Genomic DNA, 14469 nt, shown 5'->3' with positions numbered 1-14469 from the left:
ATCAAGCTTGCTTGTTCTTCGCCTCAATCTCCAGCAGAGATTGCACTGCGGCATGAACCCGAGCCGCTTCCTCCTCTGACTGGAAGTCAATCCTAAGCGTCTTATTGGAAATGCGTAGATCACAATATGTTGCGCGGCCTGCGCGGATTTTCAAAGTTTGTACTGCTTTAGCTTTAGGCTTGCTGCCGGACTCCTTGGCCATTCTGACAGCCTGACTCTGATCTATTTCGCCGCGAGCAAGGCGTTCAATGGCCTGTACAACGGCATCGTTTTTTCCTTCCTTCGTGAGGCCAGCTAGCGCATATGCTGCATTGGCACCAATCAGATCAGGTCTTTCATCCAGCATCTTGTGCGCTGCGCTGGGTAGGCTGCCAAACGAAAGAAGCATCGTTAAAACGTTCTCGCGAACGCCAGCCGACTGAGCTATAGCGGCTTGAGACATGCCAGGGTGCCTCTCTTGCATATCCTTAAACCCCTTGAACTTTTCGTAATCACTGAGCTCGGATTGCATCAAGTTAGCGAAGAAAGCACTAGCTGCAGCCTCCTCCGCTGTAGTAACCTCTGGCACGGCTCGAATCTTGTCTCTGCCTAGCGCGCGATACTGGTCGACCCGGTTGTGACCGGAGACAATTTCGAACTTTCCGTCATCCAATGGGCGAACGGAAATAGGATGTACTAGACGATTGCTTCTCAAGTTCTCACGCAACTCCGTTTGCTGATCGCTGGTGAGAAACCGCCGTCGACCAGGTACCTCGATGAGCATATCCAGAGGTATCTCCACCGAAGTCCCAGTAGATTTGGCGCTAGCGAGAGCCGCTCTTAACTCCTCAATTTCCCGTTGCTGATTTAGAACGCGCCCTTGCAACCCCATAAGTTGTCCAGGAGCCGTGCGCGGTGGGGACGGAACATTCGTTGACGTATCGTCTAAATCGTCGTCGAGCCTGATGCTAGCCGCTTTCATCTTTTGTTTCGAAGCAGTACTCATATTCACTCCTGCTCCCACAGATAGCAGACTTTGTTGTCAATAAGATCGACCATTTGGTCGTACGACTCTCTTATTCTTCGGAAAACAGCTCCATTGCCGTCGTAAGTAGGGAAATCGTACACAGTCGAGAAATCGTTCGTAGTCGTCCGCGCTATATCCGTGTCCGGGATTTCTACGGGCAGCACTCTCTCTCCGTACGTCGTGATCACCCAGTCCCGCACCAGTGAAGCGTTCGATCGGTCTTTCATTCGAGTCAACAATATGTCGATAAAGTCAAAAATCTTGACCTGACCGTCGGATGACGCCTGAAATTCACGCATGCCGCTCACCATGTCTGAAAACAACGACCAGAATTGAACCATTGAGGCGAAGGACAGGGTGTCAGGCATGACCGGTACAATGACGCCATCGGCAGCAAATAGTGCATTGATCGTCAGATAACTCAACGTCGGTGCTGTATCAATGACAATGTAGTCGTATGTTTTTTTCAGTTCACTTAGACCTTGGCTAAGCACATTCCAGAATTGGGCATCCGGTGAGCTGTGCACCCTTGCCGGCAGCATAAATTCGGCGTTGAATAGGTCGGTTGACGAAGGGATAAGGTCTAAGTTTTGCCAGTAAGTGGATTGAGGTAATCCCGTCATGTTGTAGGCCTCACCACTCACATAAGCTTCGATCAAAGGCAGAATGGTCTGCTCCGCAGTTACCTCTGCGTGCGGGTTGATGCCATATAAAGTCGTTGCGCTACCCTGAGGATCCATGTCTATATGAAGCACGCGACGTCCGCGCCTCATCGAGAGGCCTTGAGCCAATATCATCGACGTTGTCGTTTTGGTCACGCCACCCTTGAAATTGCCAATGGCTATAACTTTTCCGTCCTTGCCTGACGGCCGTTCTGATGGGCGTCGCTCGGCTTTTACCCATTGAATAACCTCGGATAAAGAAAAGTTTCTTGCGCCTCCTGGACGACTCTGTGTTCCTTGAGGCAGTTCACCTTTCTTTATCAAGTATGAGAAGCGGGGCTTATCGATTCCGCAAAGTTCTTGCAACCGCGCACTCGGAAATACCGGGGGAACCTTCCTCGGAAACGGTTGGAGCATCTGGGTTCGGATCCTCTCGAGCATGCGCGCCGAGCGGCCTGACAAATTCACGAGGTCGTCAGGAGAGACTTGAATCGGCGGCTTCGACAGGTTGAAATCCATCACGCATCCCAAGGGTTGATCTTCAAATTTGGCGATTCTTCCTAAAAACAAATAAAACGCCAAAACAGGAAGAAATTCTTTTAAACGGAGAGTATAGTTGTGCCGGGAGTATGGCAAGCAAAATTTGCTGATTCTTGCTCTCGTAACAATAGAAGTGGGGCCCGATAAGCGGGGACGGAAAAAATGCTGTCTTGTTTGTGTACGGCAAATTGCCGTATAATTCACTCAGGAGGATAAAACTATGCCCGCCACTGCAGCTACTTCCCGTCTTGAAGCCCGAATCAGTACTGATCTGCATTTGATGCTAAAGCGTGCTGCCGAGCTTCAGGGACGCACCATGACCGATTTCGTGGTGTCTGCCGTGCAAGATGCCGCGCAGCGCGCAATCGAGCAAGCGGAGGTCATCCGTCTATCGCTCGCAGATCAGGAGTGTTTCGCACAAGCCCTGCTGGCACCACCGAAAGCGGCCCCAGCGCTAGAGCGCGCCTTCGCCCGTCGCAGCAAAATTTTGCGCACTGAATGAGTGATGCACCATTTCGCCTAGCACCGCTCAATGCCACTCATGACCGCGCTACTTTTCTCAGCGACGCTGAGCTGCTTAACCGCTACCTGCGGGAGCAAGTCTCACAGGACATTCGCCGCCGCGTGGCTGCCTGTTTTGTGGCGTTGACGGACAAGCAGCGTATCGCTGGCTACTACACACTAGCGTCGGCGAGCTTGCTGCTGTCTGAGCTTCCGACCAGTACGGGCAAGAAACTGCCACGTTACCCCACCGTGCCCGCCGTCCGTATGGGCCGCTTGGCCGTTGATAAGTCATTCACGGGACAAGGTTTGGGGGGTGCGCTTTTGGCTGATGCACTCGACCGTGCAGCCAGGTCGGAAATTGCGGCTTTCGCCCTGATGGTGGACGCAAAAGACGACACCGCAACGGCTTTTTACCGCCATCACGGCTTCATCCCCTTACCAGACTCACCGTGCACCCTGTTTTTGCCGCTTGCGACGGTCCGGCGCTCTTGAAATCGCCGTTTCAGGACAACTGGATCAAGAACATATTTCGAATACTTCTACAGAGATAGTCCCTCATGGATGCCGGTTACGCCAACGACCGTTGCGGCTCGGAAGCTGCCGTTGGCTTTAAGCATTCTTGAAGGTCGGTTCGGGGTCGATAGCCTCCCCCCACGCCGACATCGCCCGATAGCATTCGCCAATGTTCGGTGCGCGGCGGACTGCGGGCATTGACTGAGTGAGTGTCCAACTTCGGTTATGGCCGAACAACCGTCCGAGACCGGCGCTCGCAGCTGCTTGGGCGCACGCTGATCCACCAGGACGGGATGGAGAGGCAGTAATGCAACTAACGGACAATGCTGCCCAATTCATGGGTGGGATCGGCACCTAAGTGCTTGTGAACACGGTGCTTATGGCAAGGCGAGCGGCTAGGGTGGGGAGAAGGGCTAAAAATCTCACACTTCTGATTATAATAGTAATCATTAGTGGCAGATTGCAATTAAATTGACAAGAACAAATAATCGCACTAAATTTGATGCCTTAAAAGGAGCTTTACCATGGCCCACACGATACTCTCCCAAACCACGGCAAGCGTTTCGGAACTGAAGAGGAACCCGATGGGAACAGTTGCCGCTGGCGAAGGATTTGCCGTCGCTATCCTTAACCATAACGAGCCCGCCTTTTACTGCGTGCCCGCGCCGGCGTACGAAGCGATGTTGGAGATGCTAGATGACATAGCGCTCAACAAGATTGCTGATGCGCGCGCAAAGCAACCCTATGTCAAGGTCGGTCTCGGTGACTTATGAGCTTGCATTTCGCGAGGCTGCTCTTAAGGAATGGCTCAAATTGGATCGTTTCGTCAGAGAGCAATTCAAAGCAAAGCTTGCGCAACGGCTGAACAATCCTCGCGTGCCCGCTTCAAAGCTCCATGGGCACCAAGATCGCTACAAAATCAAGCTTCGCAGCGTCGGCTACCGGCTTGTGTATGAAGTAGTCGAAGCAGAACTTGTGGTGATCGTCGTTGCGGTCGGGCGGCGAGATCAAAACGCAGTCTATGAGGCGGCGAGTAAGCGGTAACGCACAGCGTGCTGCTCTGGGAAAACGTCGCGATTCGAAAGAAAATGACCAAAAAATCGGATCCAGGGGCAGTACGCCGGAATCCTCGGAAATTCCGGCGTACTAGGGGTCCGGTCAAAGGGACTTAAGTGGGTTGGCGGTCCCGTTGCTCCCCGGACCCGAGCATGAACGGTTCCCGCAGCGCCCTTCAATTCGGCGCTGCAAGTAAAGATTGAAGGGGATTGACCATTAACCCGGAGGTCCGTCAAATTATGAATGGCGGCGAAGTCGATTGCAATCTACGTTTTTATAGAGTTTTTGCGTGAGCGACACCAATTCAGCATTGATTGCGCTTGTCGGTGTTTTGGCAGGCGGTTATCTGAACAACTTCCTTGGGGAAGACTTCAAGCGCTTTCGCGACGGTCAGGCTCTTGCCGGTGCACTGGCTGGCGAACTGGCGTCGCACGCGACCGGTGTGCCCATGTTGCAGACCATGCTCCATAGCATTGTGGATACGCTCAAAGACGAGGCAGCTAGAATAAAGTTGTACGAATACCTGCCGCCCGCTAGTCCTGTATTCGACGCAAGCGTGTCGAAGCTCGGCTTGCTTGGTCCTGCGCTTGCCCACGAAGTGGCGTTCGTCTACGAACACATTCGCGCGTTCCGGACACTCTTTCGGGACATGACGATTCACTATGAGGACATGTCGCACGCCAGTATGTCCGGGTTATGCGTTCATAGCTTGACCCTAATCGACACGGTGAACTCCCGAGGTGCAAAGCTGATTGCTGACTTGAACAGCTTTGCCAAGGACGGTTACTGGCGCACGCGTCCTTGGCTATCGTCGTTGCGGAAGTTGGGTTGACTCGGGGCACAGATCGGTCGAACGCCAGCGGCGATTAGCTTGATAGGAAAAATGCGGATGAAACTCGTTGCCATGCTCGCGGTTCCCGTGCTGGTCTTTTATGGCGCGGCGGTCGGCCTTTCCTAAGTGGCGCGGGTAAGCCTGATTGGTCGATCGGCAACGCCGCCCACACGACATATATGAATTTTTGCACTCTGGGCCATGTCGACCGTGAAGCAAAATGCTTGCACGGCGACACCTCCGAATGAGTAAGCGCCCCGGCTAAATAGACGAGGTTCTCATGTGTGAAGCTTACCCGAACTCCGTGACGACGTGACAATGCCGACGTACCTGCTGAAGCACGCCGACCCCGATGAGGCCCACAAAGACCCCACGGCGAGCGGGCTGGCGATGGCCGAGGTTTTCCACAAGCGGCATGTGCCGGAGTAGACGAATATGCGCGTAACAAAGATTGATCGGGCGCTGCTGCCGCTACTTTGTCGGCTCAAACTGCTTCGTTGCCTGCGCTGCCGCATTGGCTACGTCGCACAACTGGTGTCGGTATTCCGCCGCGAACTTTTCCATATCGGGGGGGTAATGGGCGCCGGGATCCTTTCCTGACCACTCCGGATAGAGAAATTTCGCGTAGTAGTAGTACGATGCGGCCAGTGCGGGGGTTAAGTCGGGGAAGCTTGCCGCCGTGCCACTGAAGTCGATGTGCGCCGCGTACCTGTCACGGTATTCCTTCATCTCCGTGTGGTATGCATCCCAATCATCTTGAGTCTTCTCCACGGCCGCATACAAACCCGTGCGAAAGGCTTGGTGTTGATTGTCAGGCACAACGTTGGTCCAATGCGTGTCGTCGGTTCGATTTCCGAAAATCTTGCACCACTCGATCACGCCATAGTCAAGCGACGTACCCATCATGATGCGCCAGAGGTCCAGCTGGGTATCCGGCACTACCTCGTGCAGTACCCGCTTGAGCATCGCGAGCCGAACGAAGGACCAGATGGTCTGGATATGTGTTTCAATAGGGTCCATCTGGTGCATGGTTGTCTCCGTTTTCAAAAAAAGATTGGCACCAACATGGTAATTACGACGCCATGTTCCATGTGTTCTATCCCGTTTTGCCACCAATCGATGCCTGAGATGACAAACGCTATCGTATTAGCCTCCGGCATCACTCCACCTGCTCCTGTTGCAGTCGCGGGGGATCAAGCCAGCATACGCTTTAGATGGGCAGCTGTTTGATATCACGCCGCTGGGAGACGAGCGCGTTCGGCCATTCATGCGCTTGGTCCGGCATATGGGCGACGACGGGTCGTTACTCAACGACTCCAGAACCTTTTCATCACCTGTTCCTGATCCGGAGAAGCCGAAAAATGACACGCGACATGGACCTGATCCGCGAGCTTATGCTGAAGCTCGAGGCACTGCCATCTGGCGGCATCGTTCGTATTACCGCGGACGATGCCGCAATACAGATCGAGGGGCATAGTCCAGAGGAGGCCTTCTATCACTTGGGCTTGATCAAGAACGCCTCTTTCATTCACTCGGCAGGTAGTGGCCGGATGGGGTCGATCGAATTCGCTGGCCTGACTTGGGCCGGTCATGACTTCCTGGATTCTGTCCGCAGCCCGGATGTATGGGACAAAACCAAAGCAGTGGTGGATGCTGCCGGTGGGTTCACCGTCGACCTGCTTGTGGCCACCGCAAAAACCTACCTGGAAGCCAAATTCAGGGCGCTGATCGGTGGCTAGCACCGACCTCGCCCTTCCGGTCGGCGCGACGGTGCCCGCGCTGGTCGCATCGGCCGGCGACCGCGCGGGTATCCGCTTCCTCGATCCAACCGCTTCGCTGAAGTCAAAACTGCACCCCTGCTGCCTTTATCATATGCGACTGAAATACGATGGGCATTCTGTTTAATATGAACGATTAATTATTGTTAATGGGTGTGCAGTAGCGTTTTGTGGACGACGATAAAGCGTTTGTTTGCGCTGCTATAATCTATCGCATTAAAAATTCAGCGGCATCTCCTCAGCGCTCAACGTGATGCATGCATGGTGCGCCGCTTGAGCCCGGCGCACCATGAATCTCTCCAACCTCATTTCTGTCCTTCAATCGTCGACCTTTGGCGCATTGAACAGTCCGATCAAGCTTGCCTGGGGCAGGCAGAATGCATTGCTGGCCAATGTCCTGCTGCCCCAGCGTATTGATATCCGGGAAGGGATGTTCGACGGGATCGAAGGCAAAATCACCTGTCTTTCGACCCGGATCGATTTACCGCTGACTGGTTTTCTGGGGGCACCGCTGGGCGTTCAGCTTGTCACGGACAAAGGCGAGCTTCACCAGATCTGCGGCATCGTCACCGACGCGCAGTCGGGTGAGTCCGATGGCTCGCTTGCAACGTATCAGTTGACCTTGCGCGATGCCTTGTCCGTCATGGACCTGCGAACGAATACGCGGGTATTCCGTTCCAATAGCGTGCCTGATATTGTTGAGACGCTATGTAACGAGTGGCGCCGACGCAGCACGACACTGGCTGCGGCGTTCGACGCCGATCTATCGAAGATCGACCGCAGCCGTTATCCGAGCCGCGAATTCACGCAGCAGATCAATGAGTCCGATGCAGCCTTTATCCGGCGTTTATGTCGTCGGGAGGGAATAAGTTGGTTTATCGCCGCCGGCGCGAAGGCGAGTAGCGCATCGTCCGGAACGGGGCCGGTTCATACCCTCGTGCTGTTTGATTTCAACGGCACATTGCCTGACAGTCAAGCGGGTCAGGTGCGTTTTCACCGCGATTCGAGTATCGAAAAAGGCGACGCGGTGACGCGGTGGTCCGCATCACGGCATCTGATACCGGGCACCGTTCGACGCGCGACATGGGACTATAAAGCCGCTCGAATGAGCAGCATCGAGCAACCCACCTCGATCGACCAGGGGCCGGCTGGTAACGACCTGGCGCAGTTGCTCGTCGACAACTTCATCGACGTGCCGCATGTCGCCGACTCGTATGCCGATTTAAAGCAGCAGAGCGACCGCCGCATGGGCGCATTCGAATATGAAGGGCTGAGCTATGCAGGCCATAGCACGGTACGGGATTTTGCCGTCGGCTCTTCGTTCACACTCGTGGGGCATCCGGAGTTCTCGAGCGCCTCTCTTGCCCAGCGGCAGTTCATCACGACGTCGCTCCATCATCGCGGTGAAAACAATCTGCCCAAGGAACTCAATGAGATTGCGCAGACTTTGTTCAGTTCGTCCGGTTGGGCCCTGGCGAGCGTGAGTAACGACGCCTCCAGCACGAAAACGCTGACGGGAGACAATGGCAGCACGGTACAGACGCGCTATGAAAACACGTTCACTTGCGTGCAGCGCGATCAACCGATCAGGCCGTGGTATGACCCTCGTGTGCATTTGCCGAAGGTGTATCCGATGACCGGAATCGTTGTCGGACCCGAGGGTGAGGAAGTGCACTGCGATGCCATGGGCCGTATCAAGGTGCAGTTTCAGGGGATGCGCGGTGAAGACCATGATCACGCGCAAGGCGCGGGCACGAGCGGTACCGACGCCGACAGCGCCTATGTGCGCGTGGCCGGTGCGCTTGCTGGACGGCGATTTGGTTCGAATCTGCTACCGCGCGTGGGTAGCGAGGTCGTCATCGATTGCTTGAATGGCGACCCGGACAAGATGTATATCGCGGGGATTCTCCACAATGGTGTGAATCCACCCGCGGCATTCACGCATACCGGAAGCCTGCCTGGGAATCGCTATGTGTCGGGCACGAAGACCAAAGAGATCAAGGGGCAACGCTACAACCAACTGCGCTTTGATGACACGCCCTCGCAGATCAGTACCCAACTCGCAAGCGAGCATGCGCACTCGCAGTTGAACATGGGGTATCTGACACACCCACGGGACAATGGACAGGGTGATGCGCGCGGTGAGGGCGCGGAGCTACGCAGCGACGCCAGCGTGGCGATACGCAGCGGCCAGGCGATGCTGATATCGGCCTGGCAACGCATTCAGGCGAAAGACGCGCACTTGGCGCGAGACGAATATGTGCAACTGATGCAGGAATGCGTCGACCTGTTCAAAAGCCTGGGGGACTTGGCGGCGCAAAACCAGGGCGTTGCAATGGACACGCAGCCACAGAGCGACTTGGCGGCCACGATCAAATCCTGGCCCACCGGGGCGTCGGCCACGACATCGTCGAGCGATGCCGCCACGATGGCGGCCATTGGGGTGACCGCGCCCGCCGGGATCAGTCTGGCGACACCGAAAACGGTGGCCACCTATGCCGGCGGCAATATCGATACGGTTGCGGCAAACCATCTTCAATATACCAGTGGTCAGCGGATCAATATGCAGGCCGGCCATGGCGTCGCGATGTTTGCGCACCAAGATGGCATCTCGGGGATCGCGAACCAGGGCAAGGTCCTGCTCCAAAGCCAGGCGGACGACACGCGGGTGGAGTCGGCAAAGAACATTTTCCTGACCGCTGCCGACGGCAAGGTGTCCGCCATGGCGCGCGATCAGGTGGTCTTTGTCACCTCGGGCGGCGCGTATCTGAAGTTGCACGGTGGCGATATCGAACTGGGGTGTCCGGGAAGCTTTACCGTCAAGTCGGCGTCGCACACGTGGGGCGATGCCGCCAGTATGAGTACGGACATGCCACATTTCGGCTCGGCTATGTTGGGCCGTGTTCCGACGCTCGTTCGCGCAACGGATGGGCAAGCGGCGACAGGCTTCACCGCGGAAGTCACCAAAGCCAGCGGTGACGTTGTCCAAAACCAGACCAGTGAGACCGGTCAGTTAAGCCCGATCAGTAACAATCAGTTTGAACAGCTTGCGGTGAAGTATTTCAAAAAAAGCACTTGATCACGTAAAAGCACGATGACGTCCGATTCCTTGATGAATGCATCCGATACGAGCGCAGCGTCGTCGCGGCGCCTGGTGGCCAGTGATCATGGGGTCACGCTATTCAATCACGCGCCCCTTGTTAGCGTGGTACAGATGCCGCTGCCGGGTGTAGTGATCTTTGTGCACGGGGTGAACTCGGAGGGCGAATGGTTCGCCGCTGCCGAGGAGGGGCTGTGCAAGGGATTGAATCGACGACTCGGGCGTCTGGATGCACAACTCGCCCATACCGGCATCAAAGCGGGGCAGATGTCGCCGGTGTCCTATATGGAGGCGCTGACCCCGGATGGGTATATCAATCCCAAGCTCGGTTCGACCACCTACGTCAAGCCTGACCCATCGTATTCACCGGTGATTCACTTTCGTTGGGGGTATAAGGCGAATGCTGGGGACTTGAAGCAGTACGGGGCCAATACCTACCTCAATGAGCAGAATTACTGGGGCGGTGGTCCTTTTGCGAACGGTTCGACGAGTTTGCCGGATTTGTGGAATTCGGGCATAGATGATCGGATCTTTGGGTGGCTGACGGTACAAGCGCTGAATCCGACGGACCGTCTGATTTACCGGACGCCACCGCGTCAATACATGGTGGTGGCGGCGCTGCGGCTGGCGAAGCTGATCCGCTCTATCCGGGCCAAGCAGGCCGATGTCGCGATCACGGTGGTGTGCCATAGCCAGGGCAATATGGTGGGTCTGGCGGCGGCCTTCCTCGGTGACCGAATGTCCGATGTCACCGACCCGCTTGGCAAAACCGGAAGCTGCGTGGCCGATACCTATGTGCTCGCCAGTGCGCCTTACAGTTTGGTTGACAAGCTGCTCATGGAGAATTGGTCTGAGCGCAAGATCAAGGACGCGCACGGTAACCGTGGCCGGGAAACGTTCAGCGCACGTGTGGAGACACTCAAGCATTTCTTCGAGATTTTACGCAAACGCGCCGCACTGGAACCGGATGCGTTCAAGATAGATGAGGAGATGGCCAACAAGAACGCCCCGCCGACGGGCGGCAAAGCCTTCACCGCCGCGTCGGACCGAGCGAGCCATGGCTTGAACGGGCATACGTACGGGAGGGTGACGCTGTACTGCTGTCCGCATGATCAGGTGATATCGGCCACGACGGTGCAGGGGTTTGGCTGGCGCGGCCTGAGCGCGGAGGAAATTGCGCTGACGAACGGCGCGGGGGTGTTCACGCAGCGCGTGTTTGCCTCGGGGTACAAGATTGGACAGGCACCCGGGAGCAGTTATCGGTATTGGGAGGACGATTGGCGCGCGAGCGTGAACAAGACCGAGGGGTTTTACTTTCCGTCATCGCCAACGGCAAAGTTTGGTTTTGGTAGGCAAATTCGCGCGAATCCATCGAAGTGGTCGATATTGGCAACGCTCAACTACCTTCCTACGCTATACATTGCGCCCTTGGCGTTCAAGTCGCCGCTCAATGCGCCGCCACCGGATAAGTGGGCGGTGCCGATTAATGCACCGCAACTGGATGAGCCTTTTGCGCCTATCGCGTTGCGCTACGGCAAACCTATCGTCAGTACCGCCGTCGGAAAGGATGCAAACGGCAAGCCGGTGACATTGCATAGCGACTTCAACGAGCCCTATGACCCGCCGGCGGCGGCGCGAAATGTCGAGAAGGGAGGGAATGTGCAGGACGCTAATGATCCCTACAATGCATTCAAAGGTGCCTCGACATCACAGAGTGCGCAGGGCACGGAGGAGAGTGAGGCGTCACAACGCTACCAGGATCACGCGCAGTTACGCCAGGAAGCGCGGCGTGACGAGAATGAAGCCCAGCTTGCAGGCAAGTCGACGGGGTGGGTGGACGCGAAAGGTAACGTAACAGGCGAAGACAAGCCGAGCGCGGCATCGGCGAGTTATGCGAAGTGGCGTGACGGCCAGATCACGGCAATCCTGGACAGCACGAAAGTGAATCCGACGAATCACTCGACGCTGATGATCAATCCCATGCACGCGGAAAAGGCGTTGGCATACGATATCGCGATTGGCGTGTGCGAGCTGTCCGAAAAAGACTGGAACGCGTTCCGGATTGAGGCGGATTGGCGCATGGGTAAAGGGATGAGCGATAACAACCCAAATAAAAAGTATTCAAGCTATTTCTTTACGGGTCTCATGAGTAGCGATGCGCACGTCGCTATAAAAACATCTGGCGTCACGGTGCATGATTGGGTTGAATCAGATCCGGAGGCGCATATGCCGAGCAAGATAAAGGACGAGCGCGAAGGCGGTTTGTTCTTGTCGGTCGTGGGCAATGCATTATGAGCGTGCTCATCGGAACGTGGCCGCGTAGGCTGTTGCTTGCTATTGGTGTTACGGTGGTGACAGCGCTTGTGTTGGTATTTTTAGCAAGCGGCGAGAATACGAACGTGATCGGTGGCGGAGATGTTATGAAGCGAATGTTTATTTTAGCGGGTCTGCTTGGTGCGGCGGTTTTTTTGCTGAGCACGGCATTCGTGGGGCACGCCGCCAAGACGGCTCATCCTACCGAAGAGTCGTCGCAGCATGCCCCAGCGCCCGACCCGACAAAGCCGTTTGTCGCTCAGGTGGTGGGACTAGAGTGGTTGAACCCGCTTCAGCGGCGAGATTATCCAACAGAATGGCAGATTCTGTGGACCATGGGTTTGGTGGGTCCGAATAAGAATGACGATATGGTGAGGACAGACCCTGCATCGTTCACGTCACTTCAATCGGTTCTGGCTATCGCGGATGGCGTTAGAGGCGAGGAAACCTTTTTTGGGTTTTACAAAAAATATATTGACCAGTTATTGTTGTTGTACGCGAATGATTACGTTCTGAACCAGAAGTACTTCTACACGGTAGCAGCGAAAGACCCGACGAAATGGCGCGAGCTCGCGGGAATTCATATCGAATTCGCGGGTCCCGAACGGCTAGATCCGGCCGATGCTAAAAGTTGGTTAAGCAGTGACGTGGCATCCACTTTCAATATCGGGAATCCGGCTTTCAAAGACCTATGGACTAAAGCGACGCCGCCGGACGTCCACATCACAAGCGGTGGTCCGAACGCGGGCTTCACGTCCTTGAACGCTGCGATGACTTATCTGCAAGCAAATCCCGATAAGAGCGTGTGGGTGATGAATTGGGATGCGCCGAGTTTCCCGCCCAAGGACGCGCAACTCAACGAGAACTTGGTCTTGCTGATTCTCGCGGGACCCGAGATGAAAACAGAAAGAGCGCCATTGGCATGGATCGGAAAAGCCGCTACGGCAAACGTAGCCGACTTCGAACCAAAGGCGGGCACCACACGCCTCAACGATGCATGGAAGGCCGCGATCGCCTCCGCAGCGGAAAACGCAAACGTTCCGCTCAGCAAGGTGAATTACGTCATCCATGATGCAGGCAAGGGCAGCGATGCGTCATCGTCTCGCATCGGTGCGCTTGGGCGCACGTTGACCGAAACCTTGCCGGAATTCGATTTCCACAAGCAGACGTTCAACATGCCGGCCCTGCTGGGTGACACCGGTGCAGGTACGGCATTGACGGACGTGGTACTGTCGATTGGCCGAGCGAACCATCTTGGTGAAACTGTGCTGGTAGCCGGTACCACGGATGCAGCACATCCGGTAGCGGTGGTCGTCACACCGCCGGAGAAGGTCGTGCCGATCGATCCCAACGCGGATTGGTTCAGGGCGCGGGGCGAAAACAACGCCTACCTGCCATGGTGGGGTCGTCGCTATGATGAAAAGTACGACGGCGAGCAGGGCTATTCCTGGTAACGTATAGGGCGAAGACAATGCGAGGCGTGATACGGGTAGGAGACGCGACCAGCCATGGCGGCAAGGTGTTGACAGGTGCGGCCGACAGCAAGGTAATGGAGCGTCCGGTTGCCAGGGTCGGCGACGAATGCGAATGTCCGATAGACGGTCACAATCATTGCGTCATCATCGAAGGCGATCCGAATTTCATTGTTGATGGCAAGGCAGTCGCTTTCGACGGTCATAAAACGTCGTGCGGGGCCGTGTTGATATCGAGCCTGTCCACATCGAATAGGGAGTAGAGGCCTGGGGAACAACGGACAAGTCAACTCACCAACTTGTCGCTGCGCCCCACCTTCGCGGGACACAGCGGCGGACACTCCCTACGCTAGATGCTTGAATAAAACGTTACGCCGTGTCTCTTATTCAGGTGGGCGACGCGGCCTAAAATGCGGGTCGTCAGGGTCCTCGTAAAGTATAGGAAAAATAGCGATGTTGATGACTACATCCCGCCATCGTGATTTTCGGGTCGGCGGCACTGTACGGGCTCTGAGATGGCCGATGCTTATGCTTCGAAGAGCGCTATCGAAACGGCTAGTGCTATAACCCGTGCTCACGGATTCGAGTTGCCCAACGATTCAGTAGAGGCCGTTAAAAGCCTGCTTGAACTGTCCAGTATGTTGTTTGTTCCGTCGTACTCTCTGCCAGTAACGGGTTTGCAGATTCGCTACC

General features: G+C 55.7%; 13 protein-coding genes. 10 read left to right on the top strand and 3 right to left on the bottom strand.

Features of this window, described 5'->3' with window-relative positions:
• Position 1 precedes the first annotated feature (1 nt).
• Complete coding sequence (locus tag SJQ66_RS04965; protein ID WP_320533923.1) at positions 2-985, bottom strand: ParB/RepB/Spo0J family partition protein; 984 nt, start codon at positions 983-985, stop codon at positions 2-4.
• 2 nt (positions 986-987) lie between these two features.
• Positions 988-2304: a ParA family protein gene (locus SJQ66_RS04960; RefSeq protein ID WP_244141724.1), complete on the bottom strand. Its 1317-nt coding sequence runs from the start codon at positions 2302-2304 to the stop codon at positions 988-990.
• A gap of 124 nt (positions 2305-2428) precedes the next feature.
• On the opposite strand from SJQ66_RS04960, the gene SJQ66_RS04955 reads away from it, so the two are divergent.
• From SJQ66_RS04955 to SJQ66_RS04935, 5 genes are all read left to right on the top strand, one after another.
• Positions 2429-2710: a type II toxin-antitoxin system TacA family antitoxin gene (locus SJQ66_RS04955; protein WP_024905760.1), complete on the top strand. Its 282-nt coding sequence runs from the start codon at positions 2429-2431 to the stop codon at positions 2708-2710.
• Positions 2707-3204: a GNAT family N-acetyltransferase gene (locus SJQ66_RS04950; protein ID WP_320533922.1), complete on the top strand. Its 498-nt coding sequence runs from the start codon at positions 2707-2709 to the stop codon at positions 3202-3204. The genes SJQ66_RS04955 and SJQ66_RS04950 overlap by 4 nt, the downstream gene beginning before the upstream one ends.
• Before the next feature lie 545 nt (positions 3205-3749).
• A complete protein-coding gene (locus SJQ66_RS04945; RefSeq protein WP_320533921.1) occupies positions 3750-3998 on the top strand; it encodes a type II toxin-antitoxin system Phd/YefM family antitoxin in 249 nt (82 codons plus the stop codon).
• Complete coding sequence (locus tag SJQ66_RS04940) at positions 3988-4269, top strand: type II toxin-antitoxin system RelE family toxin (RefSeq protein ID WP_320533920.1); 282 nt, start codon at positions 3988-3990, stop codon at positions 4267-4269. Before SJQ66_RS04945 ends, SJQ66_RS04940 begins: the two co-directional genes overlap by 11 nt.
• A gap of 301 nt (positions 4270-4570) precedes the next feature.
• Positions 4571-5113: a hypothetical protein gene (locus SJQ66_RS04935; protein ID WP_320533919.1), complete on the top strand. Its 543-nt coding sequence runs from the start codon at positions 4571-4573 to the stop codon at positions 5111-5113.
• A 471-nt stretch (positions 5114-5584) separates the two neighbouring features.
• Here SJQ66_RS04935 and SJQ66_RS04930 read toward each other — a convergent pair whose 3' ends face one another.
• A complete protein-coding gene (locus SJQ66_RS04930; RefSeq protein ID WP_320533918.1) occupies positions 5585-6142 on the bottom strand; it encodes a hypothetical protein in 558 nt (185 codons plus the stop codon).
• 332 nt (positions 6143-6474) lie between these two features.
• Between SJQ66_RS04930 and SJQ66_RS04925 the strand changes: the two genes are divergently transcribed.
• The 5 genes from SJQ66_RS04925 (at position 6475) to SJQ66_RS04905 (ending at position 14039) form a co-directional block, all read left to right on the top strand.
• Positions 6475-6852 carry a DUF2513 domain-containing protein gene (locus tag SJQ66_RS04925; protein WP_320533917.1) on the top strand — a complete coding sequence of 126 codons (378 nt, stop codon included), beginning with the start codon at positions 6475-6477 and terminating at the stop codon, positions 6850-6852.
• A 328-nt stretch (positions 6853-7180) separates the two neighbouring features.
• Entirely contained in the window at positions 7181-9970 is a 2790-nt protein-coding gene (locus SJQ66_RS04920; protein WP_320533916.1) for a type VI secretion system Vgr family protein, read from the top strand.
• Between the two features lie 33 nt (positions 9971-10003).
• On the top strand, positions 10004-12286 hold the full coding sequence (locus tag SJQ66_RS04915; RefSeq protein ID WP_320533915.1) for a T6SS effector phospholipase Tle3 domain-containing protein: 2283 nt from the start codon (positions 10004-10006) through the stop codon (positions 12284-12286).
• Positions 12283-13758 (top strand): virulence factor, encoded by a 1476-nt coding sequence (locus SJQ66_RS04910; RefSeq protein WP_320533914.1) that lies wholly within the window; start codon positions 12283-12285, stop codon positions 13756-13758. The genes SJQ66_RS04915 and SJQ66_RS04910 overlap by 4 nt, the downstream gene beginning before the upstream one ends.
• A gap of 17 nt (positions 13759-13775) precedes the next feature.
• On the top strand, positions 13776-14039 hold the full coding sequence (locus SJQ66_RS04905) for a PAAR domain-containing protein (protein WP_320533913.1): 264 nt from the start codon (positions 13776-13778) through the stop codon (positions 14037-14039).
• The last annotated feature ends 430 nt before the right edge of the window (positions 14040-14469 follow it).

The sequence above is a fragment of the Robbsia andropogonis genome (assembly GCF_034047095.1).
Lineage (GTDB): Bacteria > Pseudomonadota > Gammaproteobacteria > Burkholderiales > Burkholderiaceae > Robbsia > Robbsia andropogonis.
This window is presented reverse-complemented; position numbering and strand designations above follow the sequence as displayed.